Origin of the sequence: Alicyclobacillus fastidiosus (assembly GCF_026651875.1) — a bacterium.
In the GTDB taxonomy this organism is placed as follows: domain Bacteria; phylum Bacillota; class Bacilli; order Alicyclobacillales; family Alicyclobacillaceae; genus Alicyclobacillus; species Alicyclobacillus fastidiosus.
On sequence record NZ_CP104067.1, the window covers coordinates 1 to 19,839 of the forward strand.

Annotated in this window: 12 protein-coding genes and 3 rRNA genes; 12 read left to right on the forward strand and 3 right to left on the reverse strand. The window is 55.8% G+C overall.

The window, feature by feature from the left end; genetic code table 11:
• The 9 genes from dnaA (at nucleotide 1) to rrf (ending at nucleotide 14,245) form a co-directional block, all read left to right on the forward strand.
• Nucleotides 1-1,386 carry a chromosomal replication initiator protein DnaA gene (gene dnaA, locus NZD89_RS00005; protein ID WP_268005860.1) on the forward strand — a complete coding sequence of 462 codons (1,386 nt, stop codon included), beginning with the start codon at nucleotides 1-3 and terminating at the stop codon, nucleotides 1,384-1,386.
• Between the two features lie 234 nt (nucleotides 1,387-1,620).
• Nucleotides 1,621-2,742 (forward strand): DNA polymerase III subunit beta, encoded by a 1,122-nt coding sequence (dnaN, locus tag NZD89_RS00010; RefSeq protein WP_268005861.1) that lies wholly within the window; start codon nucleotides 1,621-1,623, stop codon nucleotides 2,740-2,742.
• Between the two features lie 11 nt (nucleotides 2,743-2,753).
• Nucleotides 2,754-2,978 carry an RNA-binding S4 domain-containing protein gene (locus tag NZD89_RS00015; protein ID WP_268005862.1) on the forward strand — a complete coding sequence of 75 codons (225 nt, stop codon included), beginning with the start codon at nucleotides 2,754-2,756 and terminating at the stop codon, nucleotides 2,976-2,978.
• Complete coding sequence (gene recF / locus NZD89_RS00020; protein WP_268005863.1) at nucleotides 2,965-4,068, forward strand: DNA replication/repair protein RecF; 1,104 nt, start codon at nucleotides 2,965-2,967, stop codon at nucleotides 4,066-4,068. The genes NZD89_RS00015 and recF overlap by 14 nt, the downstream gene beginning before the upstream one ends.
• 100 nt (nucleotides 4,069-4,168) lie before the next feature.
• Nucleotides 4,169-6,085, forward strand: coding sequence for a DNA topoisomerase (ATP-hydrolyzing) subunit B (gene gyrB, locus NZD89_RS00025; RefSeq protein WP_268005864.1), 1,917 nt, complete (start codon nucleotides 4,169-4,171; stop codon nucleotides 6,083-6,085).
• A 25-nt stretch (nucleotides 6,086-6,110) separates the two neighbouring features.
• A complete protein-coding gene (gene gyrA, locus NZD89_RS00030; protein WP_268005865.1) occupies nucleotides 6,111-8,579 on the forward strand; it encodes a DNA gyrase subunit A in 2,469 nt (822 codons plus the stop codon).
• A 670-nt stretch (nucleotides 8,580-9,249) separates the two neighbouring features.
• Nucleotides 9,250-10,780, forward strand: a 16S ribosomal RNA gene (locus NZD89_RS00035).
• Between the two features lie 204 nt (nucleotides 10,781-10,984).
• Nucleotides 10,985-13,928 (forward strand): 23S ribosomal RNA (locus NZD89_RS00040).
• A 200-nt stretch (nucleotides 13,929-14,128) separates the two neighbouring features.
• A 5S ribosomal RNA gene (gene rrf, locus NZD89_RS00045) occupies nucleotides 14,129-14,245 on the forward strand.
• Together the 16S, 23S and 5S rRNA genes form the textbook arrangement of a ribosomal RNA operon.
• 104 nt (nucleotides 14,246-14,349) lie before the next feature.
• On the opposite strand, the gene NZD89_RS00050 is transcribed toward rrf, so the two are convergent.
• From NZD89_RS00050 to NZD89_RS00060, 3 genes are all read right to left on the reverse strand, one after another.
• Nucleotides 14,350-14,979 (reverse strand): NUDIX hydrolase, encoded by a 630-nt coding sequence (locus NZD89_RS00050; RefSeq protein WP_268005866.1) that lies wholly within the window; start codon nucleotides 14,977-14,979, stop codon nucleotides 14,350-14,352.
• Between the two features lie 305 nt (nucleotides 14,980-15,284).
• The gene (locus tag NZD89_RS00055) at nucleotides 15,285-15,563 is read right to left on the reverse strand and encodes a hypothetical protein (protein ID WP_268005867.1); all 279 of its coding nucleotides are present in this window, start codon (nucleotides 15,561-15,563) and stop codon (nucleotides 15,285-15,287) included.
• A 118-nt stretch (nucleotides 15,564-15,681) separates the two neighbouring features.
• On the reverse strand, nucleotides 15,682-16,035 hold the full coding sequence (locus NZD89_RS00060; protein ID WP_268005868.1) for a hypothetical protein: 354 nt from the start codon (nucleotides 16,033-16,035) through the stop codon (nucleotides 15,682-15,684).
• 372 nt (nucleotides 16,036-16,407) lie between these two features.
• On the opposite strand from NZD89_RS00060, the gene guaB reads away from it, so the two are divergent.
• From guaB to pdxT, 3 genes are all read left to right on the forward strand, one after another.
• The gene (gene guaB, locus NZD89_RS00065) at nucleotides 16,408-17,895 is read left to right on the forward strand and encodes an IMP dehydrogenase (RefSeq protein ID WP_284285968.1); all 1,488 of its coding nucleotides are present in this window, start codon (nucleotides 16,408-16,410) and stop codon (nucleotides 17,893-17,895) included.
• 269 nt (nucleotides 17,896-18,164) lie between these two features.
• Entirely contained in the window at nucleotides 18,165-19,049 is an 885-nt protein-coding gene (gene pdxS / locus NZD89_RS00070) for a pyridoxal 5'-phosphate synthase lyase subunit PdxS (protein WP_268005869.1), read from the forward strand.
• Between the two features lie 96 nt (nucleotides 19,050-19,145).
• Nucleotides 19,146-19,718: a pyridoxal 5'-phosphate synthase glutaminase subunit PdxT gene (gene pdxT, locus NZD89_RS00075; RefSeq protein ID WP_268005870.1), complete on the forward strand. Its 573-nt coding sequence runs from the start codon at nucleotides 19,146-19,148 to the stop codon at nucleotides 19,716-19,718.
• Nucleotides 19,719-19,839 lie beyond the last annotated feature (121 nt).

The window sequence follows — 19,839 nt, forward strand, 5'->3', positions numbered from 1 at the left end:
ATGAGTGCGCGCACGGATACTAAATACTTCGATGGCCTTTGGAGCCAAGTGCTGGCCATGATGAAGGAGCGCCTGTCAGGTCCGACGTTCGAAACCTGGTTCGAAGGTACGAAGATCTTGAAGTATGACGCGGCCAATCATTCCCTGTTCATCTATACGCCGACGCCATTCGTCAAAAATTGGATTGAGGAGCACTATACCAACACCATCCAAAACATGATCATCGCACTCACCGAACAGGAGTATCGAATTCAGTTCGTCACCGATTGGTCGGAAGAACGACAGGACACGTTGCCTGTTCGCCCGCCGTCCAGGCCTGAACTGTACGCCGGATCAGATGATGAGGCGGATCAATCACCAGGTGCACTGATCTCACGCTATACATTTGAAACCTTCGTCATCGGTGCGAGCAACCGCTTTGCCCATGCCGCGTGTCTAGCCGTCGCCGAACGGCCGGCACAAGGGTACAACCCGCTGTTTATCTACGGCGGCGTCGGGCTCGGCAAGACGCACTTGATGCACGCCGTCGGGCACTACGTCAAAACACATGACCCAACAGCGAAGATCTCCTATTTGTCGTCGGAGAAGTTTACAAACGAGTTCATTACGGCCATCCGCGAGAGTCAGACCGAGGCGTTTCGCAACAAGTACCGTTCCATCGACGTACTGCTGATCGACGACATTCAATTCCTGGCCGGCAAGGAATCGACGCAGGAGGAATTCTTCCATACGTTTAACAGCCTGCACGAGGCTGGGAAACAGATTGTGATCAGCAGTGACCGGCCGCCAAGGGAGATCCCGACGCTCGAAGACCGACTCCGATCCCGCTTCGAGTGGGGCCTCATCACGGATATCCAGCCGCCAGACCTCGAGACGCGCATTGCCATCCTGCAGCGCAAGGCGAGGTCAGAGGGCCTGGAGATCCCTGAGGCCGTCCTTTCCTATATCGCGAACCAGATAGACTCGAACATCCGCGAGCTGGAGGGCGCCTTAATTCGCGTCGTGGCCTATTCGTCGCTCGTCAACGAGGACGTGACGCCAGAATTGGCGCAAGCGGCGCTCAAGGACATCATTTCGCCGGATCGGCCGCGGACGGTCACCGTTTCGCACGTGCAAAAGATCATCGGAGACCACTTTGGGTTGAAAATCGACGACCTGAAGGGGAAGAAACGGACTCGGAATATCGCGTTTCCACGGCAAATCGCCATGTACTTGACGCGGGAGTTGACGGAAATGTCCCTGCCGCGGATTGGCGAGGCGTTTGGCGGGCGGGATCACACGACGGTGTTACACGCCTGTGACAGAGTTAACGAAGAGCTGCAAAAGGATGTCGAATTAAAGGCAACTTTAGACCGTTTGGCTCAAGCGATTCGTACTCTAACCTAATTATCCACATGTGGAAAAGGTTTATACTGAAAACAGCTCACATATCCACAAAGTTATGAACAGGCTGTGGATCGATAGATTCATAGAGATCTTAGGGTTATCCACATATTCACCGCACCTACGACTATGAATACGATCTTTAGATATGATCCTAGATCCTAATCCTATATACTTTAGTGAGTACATCATCGAGCTGAATGTGATGCGGAAACTTGGAAGGGGTACGCCAACGTTATGCGGTTTTCCATTCAAAAATCGGCATTGATGCAAGCTGTTCAAACTGTGTCGAAAGCTGTCGCAGTGCGAACCACTAAACAGGTCTTGTCTGGCATTCTTCTGGAGGTACGGGATAACGAGATCATCGCGACTGCCTACGACCTCGAACTTGGAATTCAGACGCGAATTTACGCCACAGAAGACAATAAGCTGAACATTGATCAAGCCGGATCTATCGTTTTACCTGCAAGATACTTCTCGGAAGTCATCCGAAAACTTCCGGACACAGTCATTACTATGCAGGTTGCAAGCAACTATATGACAGAAATTTCGACTGCATCCGTGCAGTTTCACCTTCACGGAATAGACGCGGAGGAATTTCCCAAACTACCTACGTTTGTGGGTGTGCAAGGGCTGAAATTGCAAGCTTCGATGTTGGGAGATCTCATTCGCACCACGGCGTTTGCGACGGCCAATACAGAAGTGCGACCAATTTTGACCGGGATCAACATCCAGTGCGCCAACGACAGACTGACGTTCACGGCGACGGATGGCCTCCGCTTGGCGACACATTACGTCGGCCTGTCCGACGCGCCGAAGTGGCAAGCGGTGATTCCAGGTAAATCGCTGACCGAGCTCACGAAGATCCTGCCCACGGGCGACAGCTTGGTCGAATTGTACTTGACCGAGAGCCACAGCCTGTTCGTAACGGGGGACACCCGGTTCTACACGCGCTTAATAGACGGGACATACCCTGACACGTCGCGCATCATTCCGTCCACGCACAAGACGGAAATCGTGGCCCCGGGAGACGACGTCCTCGGCGCCATCGACAGGGCCGCGCTCATCGCTCGTGACCGCGACAACCACATGGTTCGCCTCGAGATTCAAGGTGATGTCATCACGGTGAGTTCGAACTCGCCTGAGATTGGGAATGTCTCGGAGACGGTCGCCATCGAACAAAAGGATGGCGAGGACTTGCAAATCGCGTTCAACGCGCGCTACGTCCTAGACGCCTTGCGGGCACTTGACGCTGCACAGATCACCGTGCGCTTCAACGGGACCACACAGGCGTTCGTCATTGAAAAGACCGGGGACAAGTCGGTGCTACAGCTGATTTCCCCAGTCCTCTGGAGGTAACGAAGGAACGTATGGAGATTCGCTTTTCTGGACCCCATATCACCGTCGGTCAACTTTTGAAAAAACTCGATATCGTCTCTTCCGGCGGCGAGGTCAAGATCTTCCTCGAAGAGGGGTCCGTTCGCGTCAACGGCGACCGGGAGACGAGGCGTGGGCGAAAACTCGTCTCCGGTGACAAGGTGCGAATTGGCAAAGAGACGTATGTGCTGAAGGGCGACCCGAATGCATCTGACTGATCTGTCACTGGTTCACTTCCGCAATTACGACACACAATCCATTCAGCTGTCCGAACACGTCAATGTGTTTTGCGGGGAAAATGGGCAGGGAAAGACGAACGCGCTCGAAGCCATCGGATTGCTCGCCATCGGGAAATCGCATCGAACCGCGAAGGATAAGGATCTAATTCGTTGGGACGAAGAGCAAGCTACGGTAGACGGAATCGTAGAGGCGCTGCACGGACCGCGGCGCCTCCGCCTGGAGCTTGGCAGCAGCGGCCGAAAGGCGTACGTCAATCGCGTTCAGCAGACGAAAATGACCGATTTTGTCGGTCATTTTCAAGTTGTCCTGTTTGCACCAGAGGATCTTCAATTGGTCAAGGGCGGCCCGAAGGAGCGGCGCCGGTTCATCGACGTCGAACTCGGGCAAACCCAACCCCTGTATCTGCATCACTTGACGAACTATACACGCACACTTGCACAACGAAACAAATTGCTGAAAAGCGGCGGCATCGCGGACGACGCCTACCTCTCGTCGTTTGACGAACAACTCTCGATGTACGGTGCGCACGTCATCCTGCGTCGACTGCGCTTCTTAACCCAGTTGCAACCGGTCGCACATCAGGTTTACGTAGATATTTCAGAAGGCCGGGAAGACTTCAACTTTCGTTACACATCCACCATCCCGCGCGTGGGTCTCGACATGACGGTCGACGAGATCGCAGAACAATTCATGCGCGGACTGGCCGACAGGCGACAGATGGATATGCGGATGGGATATACAACCGTGGGACCACACCGCGATGACATACAGCTATTCCTCAACGGACAAGACGTCCAGAGTTTTGCGAGTCAAGGTCAGCAGCGGACCATCGCACTGTCGTTGAGGTTGGCCGAGATAGACTTTATTTACAGGGAAATAGGCGAGTATCCGGTTCTCCTACTCGACGATGTGCTCTCCGAACTCGACGACAAGCGACAGCGCAATCTCGTCTTGTCGATGAGTCGGAAGGTTCAAACCATCATTACGACCACGAGTCTATTTCACCTAGAAGATGAACTCACTTCTGACGCCCGCCTGTTTCAGGTGGCATCTGGTATAATAACCTAGGGAAGCGTCTGAAAAGGCGTAAACTGGGTGATCCTGAAGTATATACAGCAGTGGAACGTGACATCGTGTCATTTTTGGCGCGAATGTGGAGGGAAACTAGTTGTCAGATACACATGAGGAACAAGTTTATGACGAATCGCAGATAGAAGTCCTGGAGGGTTTGCAGGCTGTTCGCAAACGTCCAGGTATGTACATTGGCTCGACGAGTGTAAAGGGTCTCCACCATCTCGTTTGGGAAATTGTCGACAACGCCGTTGACGAGGCGCTCGCTGGTCGCTGTACGAGAATCATCGTGCAGGTCCACGAGGACAACAGCATTACCGTCATCGACAACGGTGCGGGCTTCCCCGTCGGGATTCACCATAAGACCGGCCGTCCGGCCGTGGAAACGGCGCTGACCGTCTTGCACGCAGGTGGCAAGTTCGGTGGTGCTGGTTACAAAGTATCTGGTGGACTGCACGGCGTTGGCGCATCGGTCGTAAACGCCTTGTCTACGTGGTTGAAAGTCGAGGTGTACCGCGACGGCAACGTGTACGTACAGGAATACGAACGCGGTGTGCCGCAGTACGACTTAAAGATCATCGGTACGACCGATCAGCATGGGACGAGTGTTTCGTTCTTGCCAGATCCTGAGATCTTTACGGAAACGACCGTGTTCCAGATTGAGATGCTGCAGCACCGTCTGCGGGAACTCGCGTTCCTGAATGCCGGTTTGGCCATCGTGCTGGAAGACGAGCGCGAAGGCGGCAAGACGCAGGAGTTTCACTATGAAGGCGGCGTGAAGGAGTTTGTCAGCTACCTCAACCGGTCCAAGGACGTACTCCACGAAGATCCGGTTTTTGTCGCAGGCGTGAAAGACGACGTGACGGTCGAAGTGGCCCTTCAGTACAACGACGGCTACGCGTCGACCATCTACTCGTTCGCGAACAACATCAACACTGGTGAAGGCGGCACGCACGAGTCCGGTTTCAAAAGTGCGCTCACGCGCGTCATCAACGACTACGGCCGCAAGAACAACCTCATCAAGGGGAATGAAAGCAATCTGACGGGCGACGACGTCCGCGAGGGCATCGTCTCGGTCATTAGCGTCAAGGTACCCGAACCACAGTTCGAGGGCCAGACCAAAACCAAGCTCGGAAACAGCGAAGTGCGCGGTATCGTGGAGAGCCTGTTCGGCGACAAGCTACAGACGTTCCTCGACGAGAACCCATCTGTGGCGCGCAAGATCATCGACAAGTGCGTCACGGCTTCACGAGCGCGCGAAGCTGCCCGCAAGGCACGCGAATTGACCCGCCGCAAGAGCGCGCTCGAAGTGAGCAGCTTGCCAGGCAAGTTGACTGACTGTGTGACGAAGGATCCAGAGCGCTCCGAGATTTACCTGGTCGAGGGTGATTCCGCGGGCGGATCGGCAAAAATGGGCCGCGATCCACAGACTCAGGCCATTCTTCCACTGCGCGGAAAGATCATCAACGTAGAGAAGGCGCGGCTCGACAAGATTTTGTCCAACGAAGAGATTCGCGCCATCATCACCGCGTCTGGAACGGGCATCGGCGACGAATTTGACCTGTCGAAAGCGCGCTACCACAAAGTCGTCATCATGACGGATGCCGATCACGACGGAAGTCACATCCGCATCCTGCTTCTCACGCTGTTTTACCGGTTTATGCGCCCGCTCATCGACGCCGGTTACGTCTATATCGCGCAACCGCCTCTGTACAAGGTGACGAAGGGCAAGAGCATTCGCTATGCGTATTCGGACGCAGAACTGGACCGGATCTTGGGGGAGACGGGCCGTCAGGGTATCGGCTTACAACGGTATAAAGGTCTCGGAGAGATGAATCCGGAGCAGTTGTGGGAAACCACGATGGATCCAGAATCTCGCACGTTGCTCCGAGTAACCATGGAAGACGCCATGGACGCTGACATGATCTTCAGCACACTCATGGGCGACAAGGTTGAACCGCGTCGCGATTTCATCGCGGAACACGCGCGCTATGTCCGCAACCTGGACATCTAATGGACGTTTCAAGGAGTGAATCTATTTGGCAGACGAAGAAAATCGCAGTGTACTGCCGATTGACATCAGCCAAGAGTTAAGGAACTCGTTCATGGATTACGCGATGAGCGTCATTGTGGCGCGCGCAATCCCTGATGTACGCGACGGTTTGAAGCCGGTTCACCGCCGCATTCTGTACTCGATGTACGACTCCGGCATGACGCCAGACAAACCGTATAAGAAATCCGCTCGTATCGTCGGTGACGTGCTCGGTAAATTTCACCCACACGGCGACGCGTCGGTGTACGATGCGTTGGTTCGCCTGGCGCAAGATTTTTCGACCCGCTACCCGCTTGTCGATGGCCACGGGAACTTTGGTTCCATCGATGGCGACTCCGCGGCGGCCATGCGTTATACGGAGTCTCGCATGTCTGGCATCGCGCTCGAATTGCTCCGCGATATCAACAAAGAGACCGTCGACTTCATGCCAAACTACGACGAGAACGAACAGGAACCAACCGTCCTGCCGTCGCGGTATCCGAATTTGCTCGTCAACGGTTCGTCTGGCATCGCCGTCGGGATGGCGACAAACATTCCGCCACACAACCTAGGCGAAGTCATCGATGGCGTCGTGAAATTGATTGATGATCCAGACGCCACCGTCGATGACCTCATGAAGCTGATCAAGGGACCTGACTTTCCGACGGGCGGCATCATCCTCGGACGCGAAGGCATTCGCAAGGCGTACGAAACAGGGCGCGGCTCCATTCCGGTTCGCGCGGTAACCCACTTCGAGGAGATGTCTGGCGGCAAGACGCGAATTGTCGTCACGGAAATTCCGTACCAACAAAACAAGGCGCGCATCGTCGAAAAGATCGCGGAGTTGGCGCGGGACAAGAAAGTGGACGGCATTACGGATTTGCGCGACGAATCGGATCGAAATGGCATGCGCGTCATCGTCGAACTGCGTCGCGACGTTCGCCCGCAAGTGGTGTTGAACAACCTGTTCAAACACACGAGTTTGCAGACGAGCTTTGGCGTCATCAACCTGTCACTCGTCAACGGCGAGCCGAAGGTGCTCACGCTCAAGCAGACGCTGCTTCACTACCTGGATCACCAACGCGAGGTCGTCCGCCGTCGGACGCAGTACGACCTCAACAAGGCGGAAGCACGGGCGCACATCTTGGAAGGTTTGCGCATCGCGCTCGACAACCTGGATGAAGTCATCAGTTTGATTCGCGCCTCGCAGACGGCCGACATCGCACGTGAAGGCTTGATGACTCGGTTCTCGCTATCGGAAGAACAGGCGCAAGCCATCCTCGATATGCGCCTGCAGCGCTTGACAGGTTTGGAACGCGACAAGATTGAGGCGGAGTACGCGGAGCTGCAGGCGCGCATCGCCGAACTTCGCGCCATCCTTGCCGACGAGCACAAACTACTAGGCGTCATTCGTGAGGAATTGCTGGAGATTCGCAACAAGTATGGCGACGAAAGGCAGACGACAATCAGTGCGGCCGAGGGTGACATCCACGATGAGGATCTCATTCCGGTACACGACGTCGTCATCGCCGTGACACATCGCGGATACATCAAGCGCATTCCGCTGTCGACGTACCACAGTCAACGCCGCGGGGGGCGCGGAATGTCCCTGATGGGCACGCGCGACGAGGACTTTATGGAGCAGTTGCACGTCACGTCGACGCACGACTACCTCCTGTTCTTCACGAATCGCGGCCGGATGTACGCGATCAAGGGCTATGAGGTGCCGGAATTCAGTCGTCAGGCGCGCGGCATTCCGATTATCAACCTGCTCAACATCGAGCAGGACGAGAAAATCACCGCCGTCATCCCTGTTCAATCGATGGATCCGGACGACATCACCGGCATCAATTTGTTCTTTGCAACCCGTCACGGTATTGTCAAGAAGACGGCTCTGAGTGAGTATTCGAACATCCGCAAGAACGGCCTCATCGCCATCAACTTGCGCGATGACGACGACGTCATCGGCGTCAAGCTCACAGACGGTCAGAAGAACATGATGATGGTCACTCGTCAAGGCCTTGCCATCCGCTTCAACGAGTCGGACGTCCGTGCCATGGGCCGCAGCGCCACCGGCGTCAAAGGCATCAGTTTGAACGAGGACGACGCGGTCATCGCGATGGATGTAGCGGAGGACGATCTCGATGTGTTGGTCGTCACCTCGCGCGGTTACGGCAAACGTACGCCTGTGACGGAGTACCGTGGTCAGATACGCGGGGGCAAGGGCATTAAGACGATGAACTGTACGCCGAAAAATGGCCAGGTCATCGACATGCGCATGGTCACCGCAGAGGACGATCTCATGATCATCACGCAAGGTGGCGTCGCCATTCGCATTCACGTCAAGGACATCTCCACACAGAGCCGCAACACGCAAGGGGTCCGGCTCATTAATGTAGACGAAGGTGAAGAAGTCGCCACGGTCAGCCGCGTGATGGCTTCGGAAGATGACGATAGCAGCGAAGTGGATGAGTAATCCGTATTTCTGATACGCTAGACACGAGGAGGATATCGTCTATGATGACTAACGTCCTATGGCAGTTCATCGTTCACACTGCCGCGATGTTCCTCGCATTTGCCACGTTTGTAGGCTTGTGCTTCATCGTCGTGAACCGGCTTGTGCGGGACTGAACTTCGTCTGAGCAACACTAGGGTTCCCCAGGTCACAAGAAAAGCCGCAAGGGTAAACGCCCTTGCGGCTTTTCTCCGCTTATGTGTCTGCCGACATTCGACGATAGGTCAAGCTCGGAGATTGGCTTGTGCCAGCCGTCCATGCCACTCATTCTCATTCATTGGTCTGGAACGATTAATGCATATAACTCATCTTAAATAAATTAAGAATAAATGTTTGACATACGGTTGTTACGGTGGTATATTACTACTTGTCGCTTCGGCGGCACTGCTGAAACAAACAGGGCATATACCGAGTCGATGGGACACCAGCTCACAGGTTCGAACCGCAACGTTCGAACGAGCTGAAGCAAAATGTTCCAGTAGACAACAACGATAGATTCGTGGTATAGTAGTCTTCGCTGCTTCGGCGGCACTGATTGATTTGGTTCCTTGAAAACTAAACACACACGCCTAAAAGTTTCGGTCGAGACGACAGTCGTCGTCGAGACTTTTATGAAGTAACGCCAGTAACATTTTTTGAGAGTTTGATCCTGGCTCAGGACGAACGCTGGCGGCGTGCCTAATACATGCAAGTCGAGCGAACCCTTCGGGGTTAGCGGCGGACGGGTGAGTAACACGTGGGCAATCTGCCTGTCAGACTGGAATAACACTCGGAAACGGGTGCTAATGCCGGATGACACACGGGGAGGCATCTCCCTGTGTTGAAAGGTGCAACTGCATCGCTGATAGAGGAGCCCGCGGCGCATTAGCTAGTTGGTGAGGTAACGGCCCACCAAGGCGACGATGCGTAGCCGACCTGAGAGGGTGACCGGCCACACTGGGACTGAGACACGGCCCAGACTCCTACGGGAGGCAGCAGTAGGGAATCTTCCGCAATGGGCGCAAGCCTGACGGAGCAACGCCGCGTGAGCGAAGAAGGCCTTCGGGTTGTAAAGCTCTGTTGCTCGGGGAGAGCGACAAGGAGAGTGGAAAGCTCCTTGTGAGACGGTACCGAGTGAGGAAGCCCCGGCTAACTACGTGCCAGCAGCCGCGGTAATACGTAGGGGGCAAGCGTTGTCCGGAATCACTGGGCGTAAAGCGTGCGTAGGCGGTTGTGTAAGTCTGAAGTGAAAGTCCAAGGCTCAACCTTGGGATTGCTTTGGAAACTGCATAACTTGAGTGCTGGAGAGGCAAGGGGAATTCCACGTGTAGCGGTGAAATGCGTAGATATGTGGAGGAATACCAGTGGCGAAGGCGCCTTGCTGGACAGTGACTGACGCTGAGGCACGAAAGCGTGGGGAGCAAACAGGATTAGATACCCTGGTAGTCCACGCCGTAAACGATGAGTGCTAGGTGTTGGGGGACACACCCCAGTGCCGAAGGAAACCCAATAAGCACTCCGCCTGGGGAGTACGGTCGCAAGACTGAAACTCAAAGGAATTGACGGGGGCCCGCACAAGCAGTGGAGCATGTGGTTTAATTCGAAGCAACGCGAAGAACCTTACCAGGGCTTGACATCCCTCTGACCGGGCTAGAGATAGTCCTTCCCTTCGGGGCAGAGGAGACAGGTGGTGCATGGTTGTCGTCAGCTCGTGTCGTGAGATGTTGGGTTAAGTCCCGCAACGAGCGCAACCCTTGACCTGTGTTACCAGCACGTAGTGGTGGGGACTCACAGGTGACTGCCGGCGTAAGTCGGAGGAAGGCGGGGATGACGTCAAATCATCATGCCCTTTATGTCCTGGGCTACACACGTGCTACAATGGGCGGTACAACGGGAAGCGAAGCCGCGAGGTGGAGCCAAACCTAAAAAGCCGTTCGTAGTTCGGATTGCAGGCTGCAACTCGCCTGCATGAAGCCGGAATTGCTAGTAATCGCGGATCAGCATGCCGCGGTGAATCCGTTCCCGGGCCTTGTACACACCGCCCGTCACACCACGAGAGTCGGCAACACCCGAAGTCGGTGAGGTAACCTTTCAGGAGCCAGCCGCCGAAGGTGGGGTTGATGATTGGGGTGAAGTCGTAACAAGGTAGCCGTATCGGAAGGTGCGGCTGGATCACCTCCTTTCTACGGAGAAACAAGGCTTTTAGGTCGTGGGTGTTTAGTTTTGAGGGAGCCAAAGCCCTTGTGGCTAGGTAAACTCAAGGTACCTTGGCAACTGAATATGGAACAACCTCGAATAAGTAAAACCGGTAACCGTAAATGCGTAACAGGTTAACGTAACCGGATTTATAGATGGAATAATCACGTTTGTGGTTAGGAAGTCAAAACGGTGAAGTTAGAAAGAGCGCACGGAGGATGCCTAGGCGCCAAGAGCCGAAGAAGGACGGGGCGAACACCGAAATGCCACGGGGAGCTGTAAGCGAGCATTGAGCCGTGGATGTCCGAATGGGGAAACCTGCTAGTGTGAAGCGCTAGTACCGTACACTGAATACATAGGTGTACGGAGGCAACCGAGGGAACTGAAACATCTAAGTACCTCGAGGAAAAGAAAGCGAACGCGATTCCGTAAGTAGTGGCGAGCGAAAGCGGAGAAGCCTAAACCGTATACGTGGTACAGACTGCAGTCGATGCGTATGCGGGGTCGAGGGGCTGTTGGTGGCAACCTGCAGGGAGCCAGCAGGAAGCAATGCGTAGGAGAACGGCATGGGAAGGCCGGCCATAGACGGTGAGAGCCCGGTAACCGAAACGGATTGTGGAATGTGCAACAGACCCCAAGTACTGCGGGACACGAGAAATCCCGTGGGAATCTGGGAGGACCACCTCCTAAGGCTAAATACTCCTTGGCGACCGATAGCGGATAGTACCGTGAGGGAAAGGTGAAAAGAACCGCGGGAGCGGAGTGAAATAGAACCTGAAACCGTGTGCTTACAAGCAGTCGGAGCATGCATGACATGTGACGGCGTGCCTTTTGTAGAATGAACCGGCGAGTGATGATGGCAAGCAAGGTGAAGGCGAAGGAGCCTGTGCCGAAGCGAAAGCGAGTCTGAATAGGGCGGTATAGTTTGTCGTCATCGACCCGAAACCGGGTGATCTACCCCTGGTCAGGGTGAAGTGCGGGTAACACCGCATGGAGGCCCGAACCCACTGGCGTTGAAAAGCCAGGGGATGAACTGGGGGTAGGGGAGAAATTCCAATCGAACCCGGAGATAGCTGGTTCTCCCCGAAATAGCTTGAGGGCTAGCGTCAGGGAATGAGAAGTGGAGGTAGAGCACTGATTGGGTGCGGGGCCCGCGAGGGTTACCAAGCCTAGTCAAACTGCGAATGCCACTTTGTCGAAGAACCTGGCAGTCAGACTACGAGTGATAAGACCCGTGGTCAAGAGGGAAACAGCCCAGACCAACAGCTAAGGTCCCAAAGTACTGGTTCAGTGGGGAACGATGTGGCGTTGCACAGACAACCAGGATGTTGGCTTAGAAGCAGCCACCATTTAAAGAGTGCGTAATAGCTCACTGGTCGAGTGGCGCTGCGCGGAAAATGTAACGGGGCTAAACCAGACACCGAAGCTATGGATGGAAACATGGTAGGGGAGCGTTCCATTTGCGGGGAAGCTGAACTGAGAGGTTTGGTGGAGCGGATGGAAGTGAGAATGCCGGTATGAGTAGCGAAAAGACAAGTGAGAATCTTGTCCGCCGAAAGCCCAAGGTTTCCTGGGGAAGGCTCGTCCGCCCAGGGTAAGTCGGGACCTAAGGCGAGGCCGAAAGGCGTAGTCGAAGGACAACAGGTTGAAATTCCTGTACCACCAACATCGCGATTGAGCGAAGGGGTGACGCAGGAGGCTGAGGGAAGCGGCCGGATGGAAGAGGCCGTCCAAGCAGCGAGCGAGGGGTGTAGGCAAATCCGCACCCTGGTAATCGTGAGCTGTGATGGGGAGGGAAGTACAGTACCGAAGTCCCATAAGTCACACTGCCAAGAAAAGCCTCTAGCGAGTGGTGAGGTGCCCGTACCGGAAACCGACACAGGTGGGCGCGTGGAGAACACGAAGGCGCGCGGGAGAACTCTCGTTAAGGAACTCGGCAAAATGGCCCCGTAACTTCGGGAGAAGGGGCGCTTCGAGAGAAGCCGCAGTGAAAAGGCCCAAGCGACTGTTTAGCAAAAACACAGGTCTCTGCGAAGCCGAAAGGCGAAGTATAGGGGCTGACGCCTGCCCGGTGCTGGAAGGTTAAGAGGAGGGGTAAGCCGCAAGGCGAAGCTCTGAATTGAAGCCCCAGTAAACGGCGGCCGTAACTATAACGGTCCTAAGGTAGCGAAATTCCTTGTCAGGTAAGTTCTGACCCGCACGAAAGGCGTAACGACTTGGGCGCTGTCTCAACGAGAGACCCGGTGAAATTGTAATACCTGTGAAGATGCAGGTTACCCGCGGTTAGACGGAAAGACCCCGTGGAGCTTGACTGTAGCTTGATATGGGATACGGGTACGTCATGTACAGGATAGGTGGGAGACAGAGAAGCTTGGGCGCCAGCCTGAGTGGAGTCGGCGTTGGGATACCACCCTTGAGGTACTTGTGTTCTAACCAATGGCCATGAAACTGGTCATGGGACAGTGTCAGGTGGACAGTTTGACTGGGGCGGTCGCCTCCTAAAGAGTAACGGAGGCGCCCAAAGGTTCCCTCAGCGCGGATGGAAATCGCGCGAAGCGTGTAAAGGCACAAGGGAGCTTGACTGCGAGACGGACAGGTCGAGCAGGGACGAAAGTCGGGCTTAGTGACCCGGTGGAACCGAGTGGAAGGGCCATCGCTCAACGGATAAAAGCTACCCCGGGGATAACAGGCTGATCTCCCCCAAGAGTTCACATCGACGGGGAGGTTTGGCACCTCGATGTCGGCTCATCGCATCCTGGGGCTGAAGTCGGTCCCAAGGGTTGGGCTGTTCGCCCATTAAAGCGGTACGCGAGCTGGGTTCAGAACGTCGTGAGACAGTTCGGTCCCTATCTGCCGCGGGCGCAGGATACGTGAGAGGGGTCGTCCTTAGTACGAGAGGACCGGGATGAACCGACCGCTGGTGTACCAGTTGTTTCGCCAGAAGCATAGCTGGGTAGCCAAGTCGGGAAAGGATAAGCGCTGAAAGCATCTAAGCGCGAAGCCTGCCTCAAGATAACGTATCCCATTCCGTTAGGGAAGTAAGACCCCTTGAAGAAGACAAGGTAGATCGGTCTGGCGTGGAAGCGTAGTGATACGTGGAGCGGACAGATACGAATCGGTCGAGGGCTTCACCCGAACATAAGGCGAGACTCGGCGCGAAAGCGTCGTAGCGAGACCTATCCACTTTGTGGAGAAGAGGTTGTTCCATGATTCAGGAGCGAGGATAAAGACAAAGTTACGGAGCGACGTAACTGGAAGCTTGAGTGAAGGTGAGAGAGCACATCTGCAGGCCGATAGGCCGAAGCCGTGCGAACGAATACCTGAACGCCAAACGGTCTGGTGACCATAGCGGAGGGGAAACACCCGTACCCATACCGAACACGGACGTGAAGACCTCCAGCGCCGAGGATACTTGTCCCGAGAGGGGCTGGGAAAGTAGGTCGTTGCCAGGCGCGAGAGAAGGGACCCTGAGGGAAGCAGAAATGCGGACCTCGGGGTCTTTTTGTGTTGGTCGGGGATTGGGGCGAAGCTGGGGCCGAGGGCGTGCAAAGAGTTGTTAAGTGGTTTCCGCCACCAGCCTGGAGATGGAAGTTAAGGTATCCACGTAATACTCGTGTGTGTGGCTTACGAAATCGTCTGTTTCTGCACGATAGACGCGATTCACACGTTCGCCTGATGAAGAGACCTCATAACCCTTTAGTTCGATGGACGTGGCGTCCGCGGTGAATAGGGCTATGACGTCCGTCAGGCGGGCCAGATAGAGCCCCGAGACTTCATCGACCTGCGGGCGCAAGTCTTCGAGTTTGCACTCTGTTACGTGTGCGAAGACGTGACATGCCTCGAAGTCGAGGATATCCTTGCAGCGAGCTTCGACGTGGATGACGCCGATGGGGTGCAACTCCTCATACGCGACTGCCAGACCCAACTCCTCGTGTAGTTCGCGGACGCCATCCGACACTTGTTCTCCTGCAGACAGATGACCGGCACAGCTGACGTCTAACTTGTTCGGATTCGTGTCCTTGGTGGGGTGTCTCTTTTGAAGGACTACGAATGGAATTCCCGACTGTACCATCGCGACCCAACAGTGGAATGTCTTGTGCCAGTACCCTTTGGCGTGCACATCCGTCCGGGTGGCGACTCCGATGTGATGTAGATCCTCGTCATAAATATCGATGAGCTCCTCCATAATGGCCTCCCCGGTGCGACTTTTGTTCACTGATTCATTTTATATCTCTTGTCCACGTGGTTCTACGCGCAGGCACAAATGGAAGGGGAGGCGGTGGACCATCGGGCGCAGGAACGCGCACAATGACCTTTAATACGCGCTGAGTGGTCGCATCGCTGTGAGAGCGCTTCGCCGATGGCTTGAGAGGGAGAAATCGTGTGTGATTGGACTGAGATGGCGGTGGGAGGTATACAGCTGCGCTTTTGGGCACCGGGGGACACTAGATCTCAGGCACCGGCAGTCAATCTGGGACGGCTTTACGCTGATTATGCCTTGCGGGTACGGCGACGTGGGTGGCGGAGCTTTGGATGAAACAGCGTCACCTGATGCTTCTTGAGGGGCCTTTTCGTCGTGGTCTTCGTACAGACGAAGAACTTGTCGGTGACGAAGCTGAGTTCGTATCCTTTCGCCAAGATTCGTTCGAGGGCGGCTGCTACGGTCCAGCCGAGGAAGTCGGCGATGACGATGCCGGGATCAGTACTGCTGCCCGCCGCAACCACGATTTCTGCACTTCCCGTCACCTTTACGTCGAGGATGACGACCACCTGGGATCACCTCCTGCATTGAGTGCCATTGATGCACTCAATGCAGGGTGACAGGCAAGTGTATATGCGCTGGCCTATGTGGTGTGCCGCTCCGGCGGCGGACTGCTTAGCGGTGCGACTACAACAGGTTCAAAATAGGGATGGACTTGAGCACGATGGTGATGATCGATAAAACCAGCCCGAACACAGCGAGGCCCGCTCCGCTCCCGAGGCGCGACGCCCGAATCATGCCGATGATCGATAAGATCAGCCCGATGACGCCGAGCGAGTGCCCGATGGGAATGCCGAGCAGGGGTATCCAACTCAATACGAAGGCGATCGCGCCGACGACAAAGCCCGCCACAGCAAATCCGTTGCTCCCAAGAGGTGGATATCCGCGATACATACCATTCACCTCCCAACCATCCGCCGCGTCGATGGACGCGACGACAGGTGATTCTGACGCCACATGAGGAGAGACGTCTTTCCCCACAATCCACAAAAATCCACGCATTTTATATCTGTACCATTCCTGCTTCCAGGTGTATCTTGGAGGACTTTGCGAGCCCACAAATTCGGCGATGACGTAGCTGTAGTCTATAATTGGCGCCTTAAGTCTCCATAATAACGGAAGGACAAACGAACCACCAGCACATGCCAGCATATGCGCTCGCAGATGTCCAATCATTCTGTGTATATGAAGGAACTGTGTCGGTTTTCAAGCTGCGCAGGTGGCGCCCATCTGCCACGTTGACACCCCTATAGGGCGTTGCTATACTGCATTCAATATTTTTCGGCTGGGACGAGCATGACGCGCAAAAGCCCGCCATTACGGCCTGTTCCAAATATAAGAGGAGGGACTACGTTGGCAAACGCCTGGGAGAACAAATTTGCAATGGAAGGCCTCACATTTGACGATGTACTTCTGTTGCCAGCACATTCGCAAGTACTGCCGCGTGACGTAGACGTCACCACGCAGTTGACGACCGACATCCGTCTGAACATTCCGGTGATCAGTGCGGCGATGGACACGGTTACAAGCGCCACGATGGCGATTGCCATGGCCCGCGAAGGCGGCATCGGCATCGTTCACAAAAACATGAGCATCGAGCAGCAGGCGGAAGAAGTCGATAGGGTTAAGCGTTCGGAGAGTGGGGTCATTACGAATCCCATTTTTTTATCGCCTGAACACCCTATTCGCGACGCCGAGGAACTGATGTCGAAGTACCGCATCTCCGGTGTTCCGATTGTTCAGAAGGGCACACAGCGCCTGGTCGGCATCATCACGAACCGCGACCTGCGCTTTGAACGGGATTACGACCGCCCAATCGGCGAAGTCATGACACAGGGCAAGCTCGTAACTGCACCGGTCGGCACGACACTGCAAGAAGCAAAGGAACTCCTTCAGAAGAACAAGATTGAGAAACTCCCCCTCGTGGACTCCGACGGCAATCTCCGCGGACTCATTACCATCAAGGACATAGAGAACGCCCGCCGCTTCCCGCACTCGGCGAAGGACGCACAAGGTCGCCTGCTCGTCGGCGGCGCCGTGACAGTGTCCGGCGAGTTTTTCGATCGCGTCGAAGCACTTGTCGCCTCCCAAATCGACGTGCTCGTCATCGACACGGCACACGGTCACTCGGAAGGCGTTTTGAGGGGCATCCGCGAGGCGCGCAAGAAGTACCCTGACCTGCAAATCATCGCCGGCAACGTGGCGACCGCAGAGGGGACGCAGGCGCTCATCGACGCGGGCGTCAATGCGGTGAAGGTCGGCATCGGGCCGGGATCTATCTGTACGACGCGCGTCGTCGCAGGCGTTGGCGTACCGCAGGTGACGGCCATCTACAACAGCGCGACCGTGGCTCGAAAAGCGGGCGTTCCGATCATCGCGGACGGCGGCATCAAATACTCCGGTGACATCGTGAAGGCCATCGCGGTCGGTGCGAGCACGGTGATGATCGGAAGCCTCTTGGCGGGGACGAGTGAGAGCCCGGGCGAGATCGAGATCTATCAAGGCCGTCAGTTTAAAGTCTACCGCGGCATGGGCTCCATCGGCGCGATGAAGGCGGGCAGTGGTGACCGTTACTTCCAGGGCAGCGAGCGCGGTGAGGTACAGGCGAAGAAACTCGTGCCAGAGGGCATTGAGGGACGTGTTGCATATCGCGGGCCGGTCAGCGAGATTCTATACCAGATGGTGGGCGGTCTGCGCTCCGGTATGGGGTACGCTGGCGCACAGACGATTCAAAAGCTGCAGGATGAAGGACAGCTGGTGCGGATTACGGCGGCGGGGTTGCGCGAGAGCCATCCACACGACGTCCAAATCACGAAGGAAGCGCCAAACTACTCTATCTAAAACCTCGTGTCCCGAGCGCACGTTCTCTCGCCGCTGGCCCTCAGGCCCTGGCACGGCGGTAGGGACGTGCGCTTGGAACCTTTCAATGATTCCTGTGTTCGATCTCGATTTTCGGGCATGGGCGAACCGGCCAAACGATGACCTTGACCGATTAGCGGGCGAGCCGCCAATCACTTATCGTGACAGCTGTCGGAATCTATAATACAATTTAGCGTGGAAATACGTTTTCCGGGCTGAAAAATCGCCCGTGACGATAGGAGGAATTCCGGATGGCGAAGACAGGAACTGATCTCGTCAAGCGCGGTATGGCAGAAATGCAAAAGGGCGGCGTCATTATGGACGTCATCAATGCGGAACAGGCAAAGATTGCGGAGGCCGCTGGTGCCGTTGCAGTCATGGCGCTCGAACGCGTACCATCGGATATTCGCGCAGCCGGCGGCGTCGCGCGCATGGCTGACCCGACCATCATCGAGCAGGTGATGCAGGCGGTCTCCATCCCTGTGATGGCAAAGTGCCGCATCGGTCACATCGTCGAGGCGCGCATCCTCGAAGCGATGGGCGTCGACTACATCGACGAGAGCGAAGTGCTCACACCGGCTGACGACAAGTTCCACGTGGACAAGTCCAAGTTCACGGTGCCGTTCGTGTGTGGCGCGAAAGACCTCGGTGAAGCGCTCCGCCGCATCGGCGAAGGCGCATCGATGATTCGCACGAAGGGCGAACCTGGCACAGGCAACATCATCGAAGCCGTCAAGCATCAACGCATGATGCAAATGCAAATCCGCCACATCCAAAGCCTGTCGGAGGACGAGCTGTACGCAGAGGCGAAGAACCTCGGCGCACCGCTGCACATCCTGCGCGAAATCCACGAGACGGGCAAACTGCCAGTCGTGAACTTCGCAGCGGGCGGCGTGGCAACACCAGCCGATGCAGCGCTCATGATGGAACTCGGTTCGGACGGCGTCTTCGTCGGCTCCGGTATCTTCAAGTCCGAGAACCCAGAGAAGTTCGCTCGCGCAATCGTGCAGGCGACCACGCACTACCAGGATTACGCGCTGCTGGGCGAATTGTCGAAGGATCTCGGCACGGCGATGACAGGCATTGATCTCAATACCCTCCGCCCCGAAGAAAGAATGGCTTCGCGCGGCTGGTAAGGGATGTTCCCGCACCAAGGCCACGGCCTCTCGGGCCGCGTGCATAAGGGTGGGCATCAGAGGGCATCTAGAGTACAGAAAAAGGGGTCTGTTCGGATGAAAGTTGGCGTAATCGCGGTCCAGGGTGCATTTCGCGAACACATCAGAGTGCTTCGCGAGCTTGGCGCGGACGCCGTCGAGGTCCGCCGCGCAAACGAATTAGACGGCGCTGAAGCAGTGGTCATCCCAGGTGGGGAGAGCACTGCTATCGGCAAGTTGATGCGCCAATACGACTTGATAAATCCAATCAAACAGCTCGCACACGCAGGCCTTCCGGTGTTTGGCACGTGTGCGGGGATGATTGTGCTCGCCAACCGCATTGTCGGGGAAGAGAGCACGCACCTCGGCCTGATGAATGTCGAGGTCAACCGAAATTCCTTTGGACGCCAAAAGGACAGCTTTGAGGCGGATTTAGACGTGCCCGTGCTCGGGGCGGATCCATATCCTGCTGTCTTCATTCGCGCGCCGCACATTCAATCTGTCGGCGCCGACGTAGAAGTGCTCGCGACCTACGAAGACCGGATTGTCGCCGTGCGTCAGGACAATCTGCTTGCAACGTCATTCCACCCTGAGTTGACGGGGGATCTGCGTCTGCACGCGTACTTTTTGGGTCTCGCAGCGCGATCGTAACGCGTGAACCGCCCTTTGCACAGAGACAGGCAGCGCATGTGCGCATGCCCAGGTCCCGTGCGGGGGCGGTTTGTTGTTATAGAGGCAAAGCCGATGTGCTATGCTGTGAACAACCTAGACG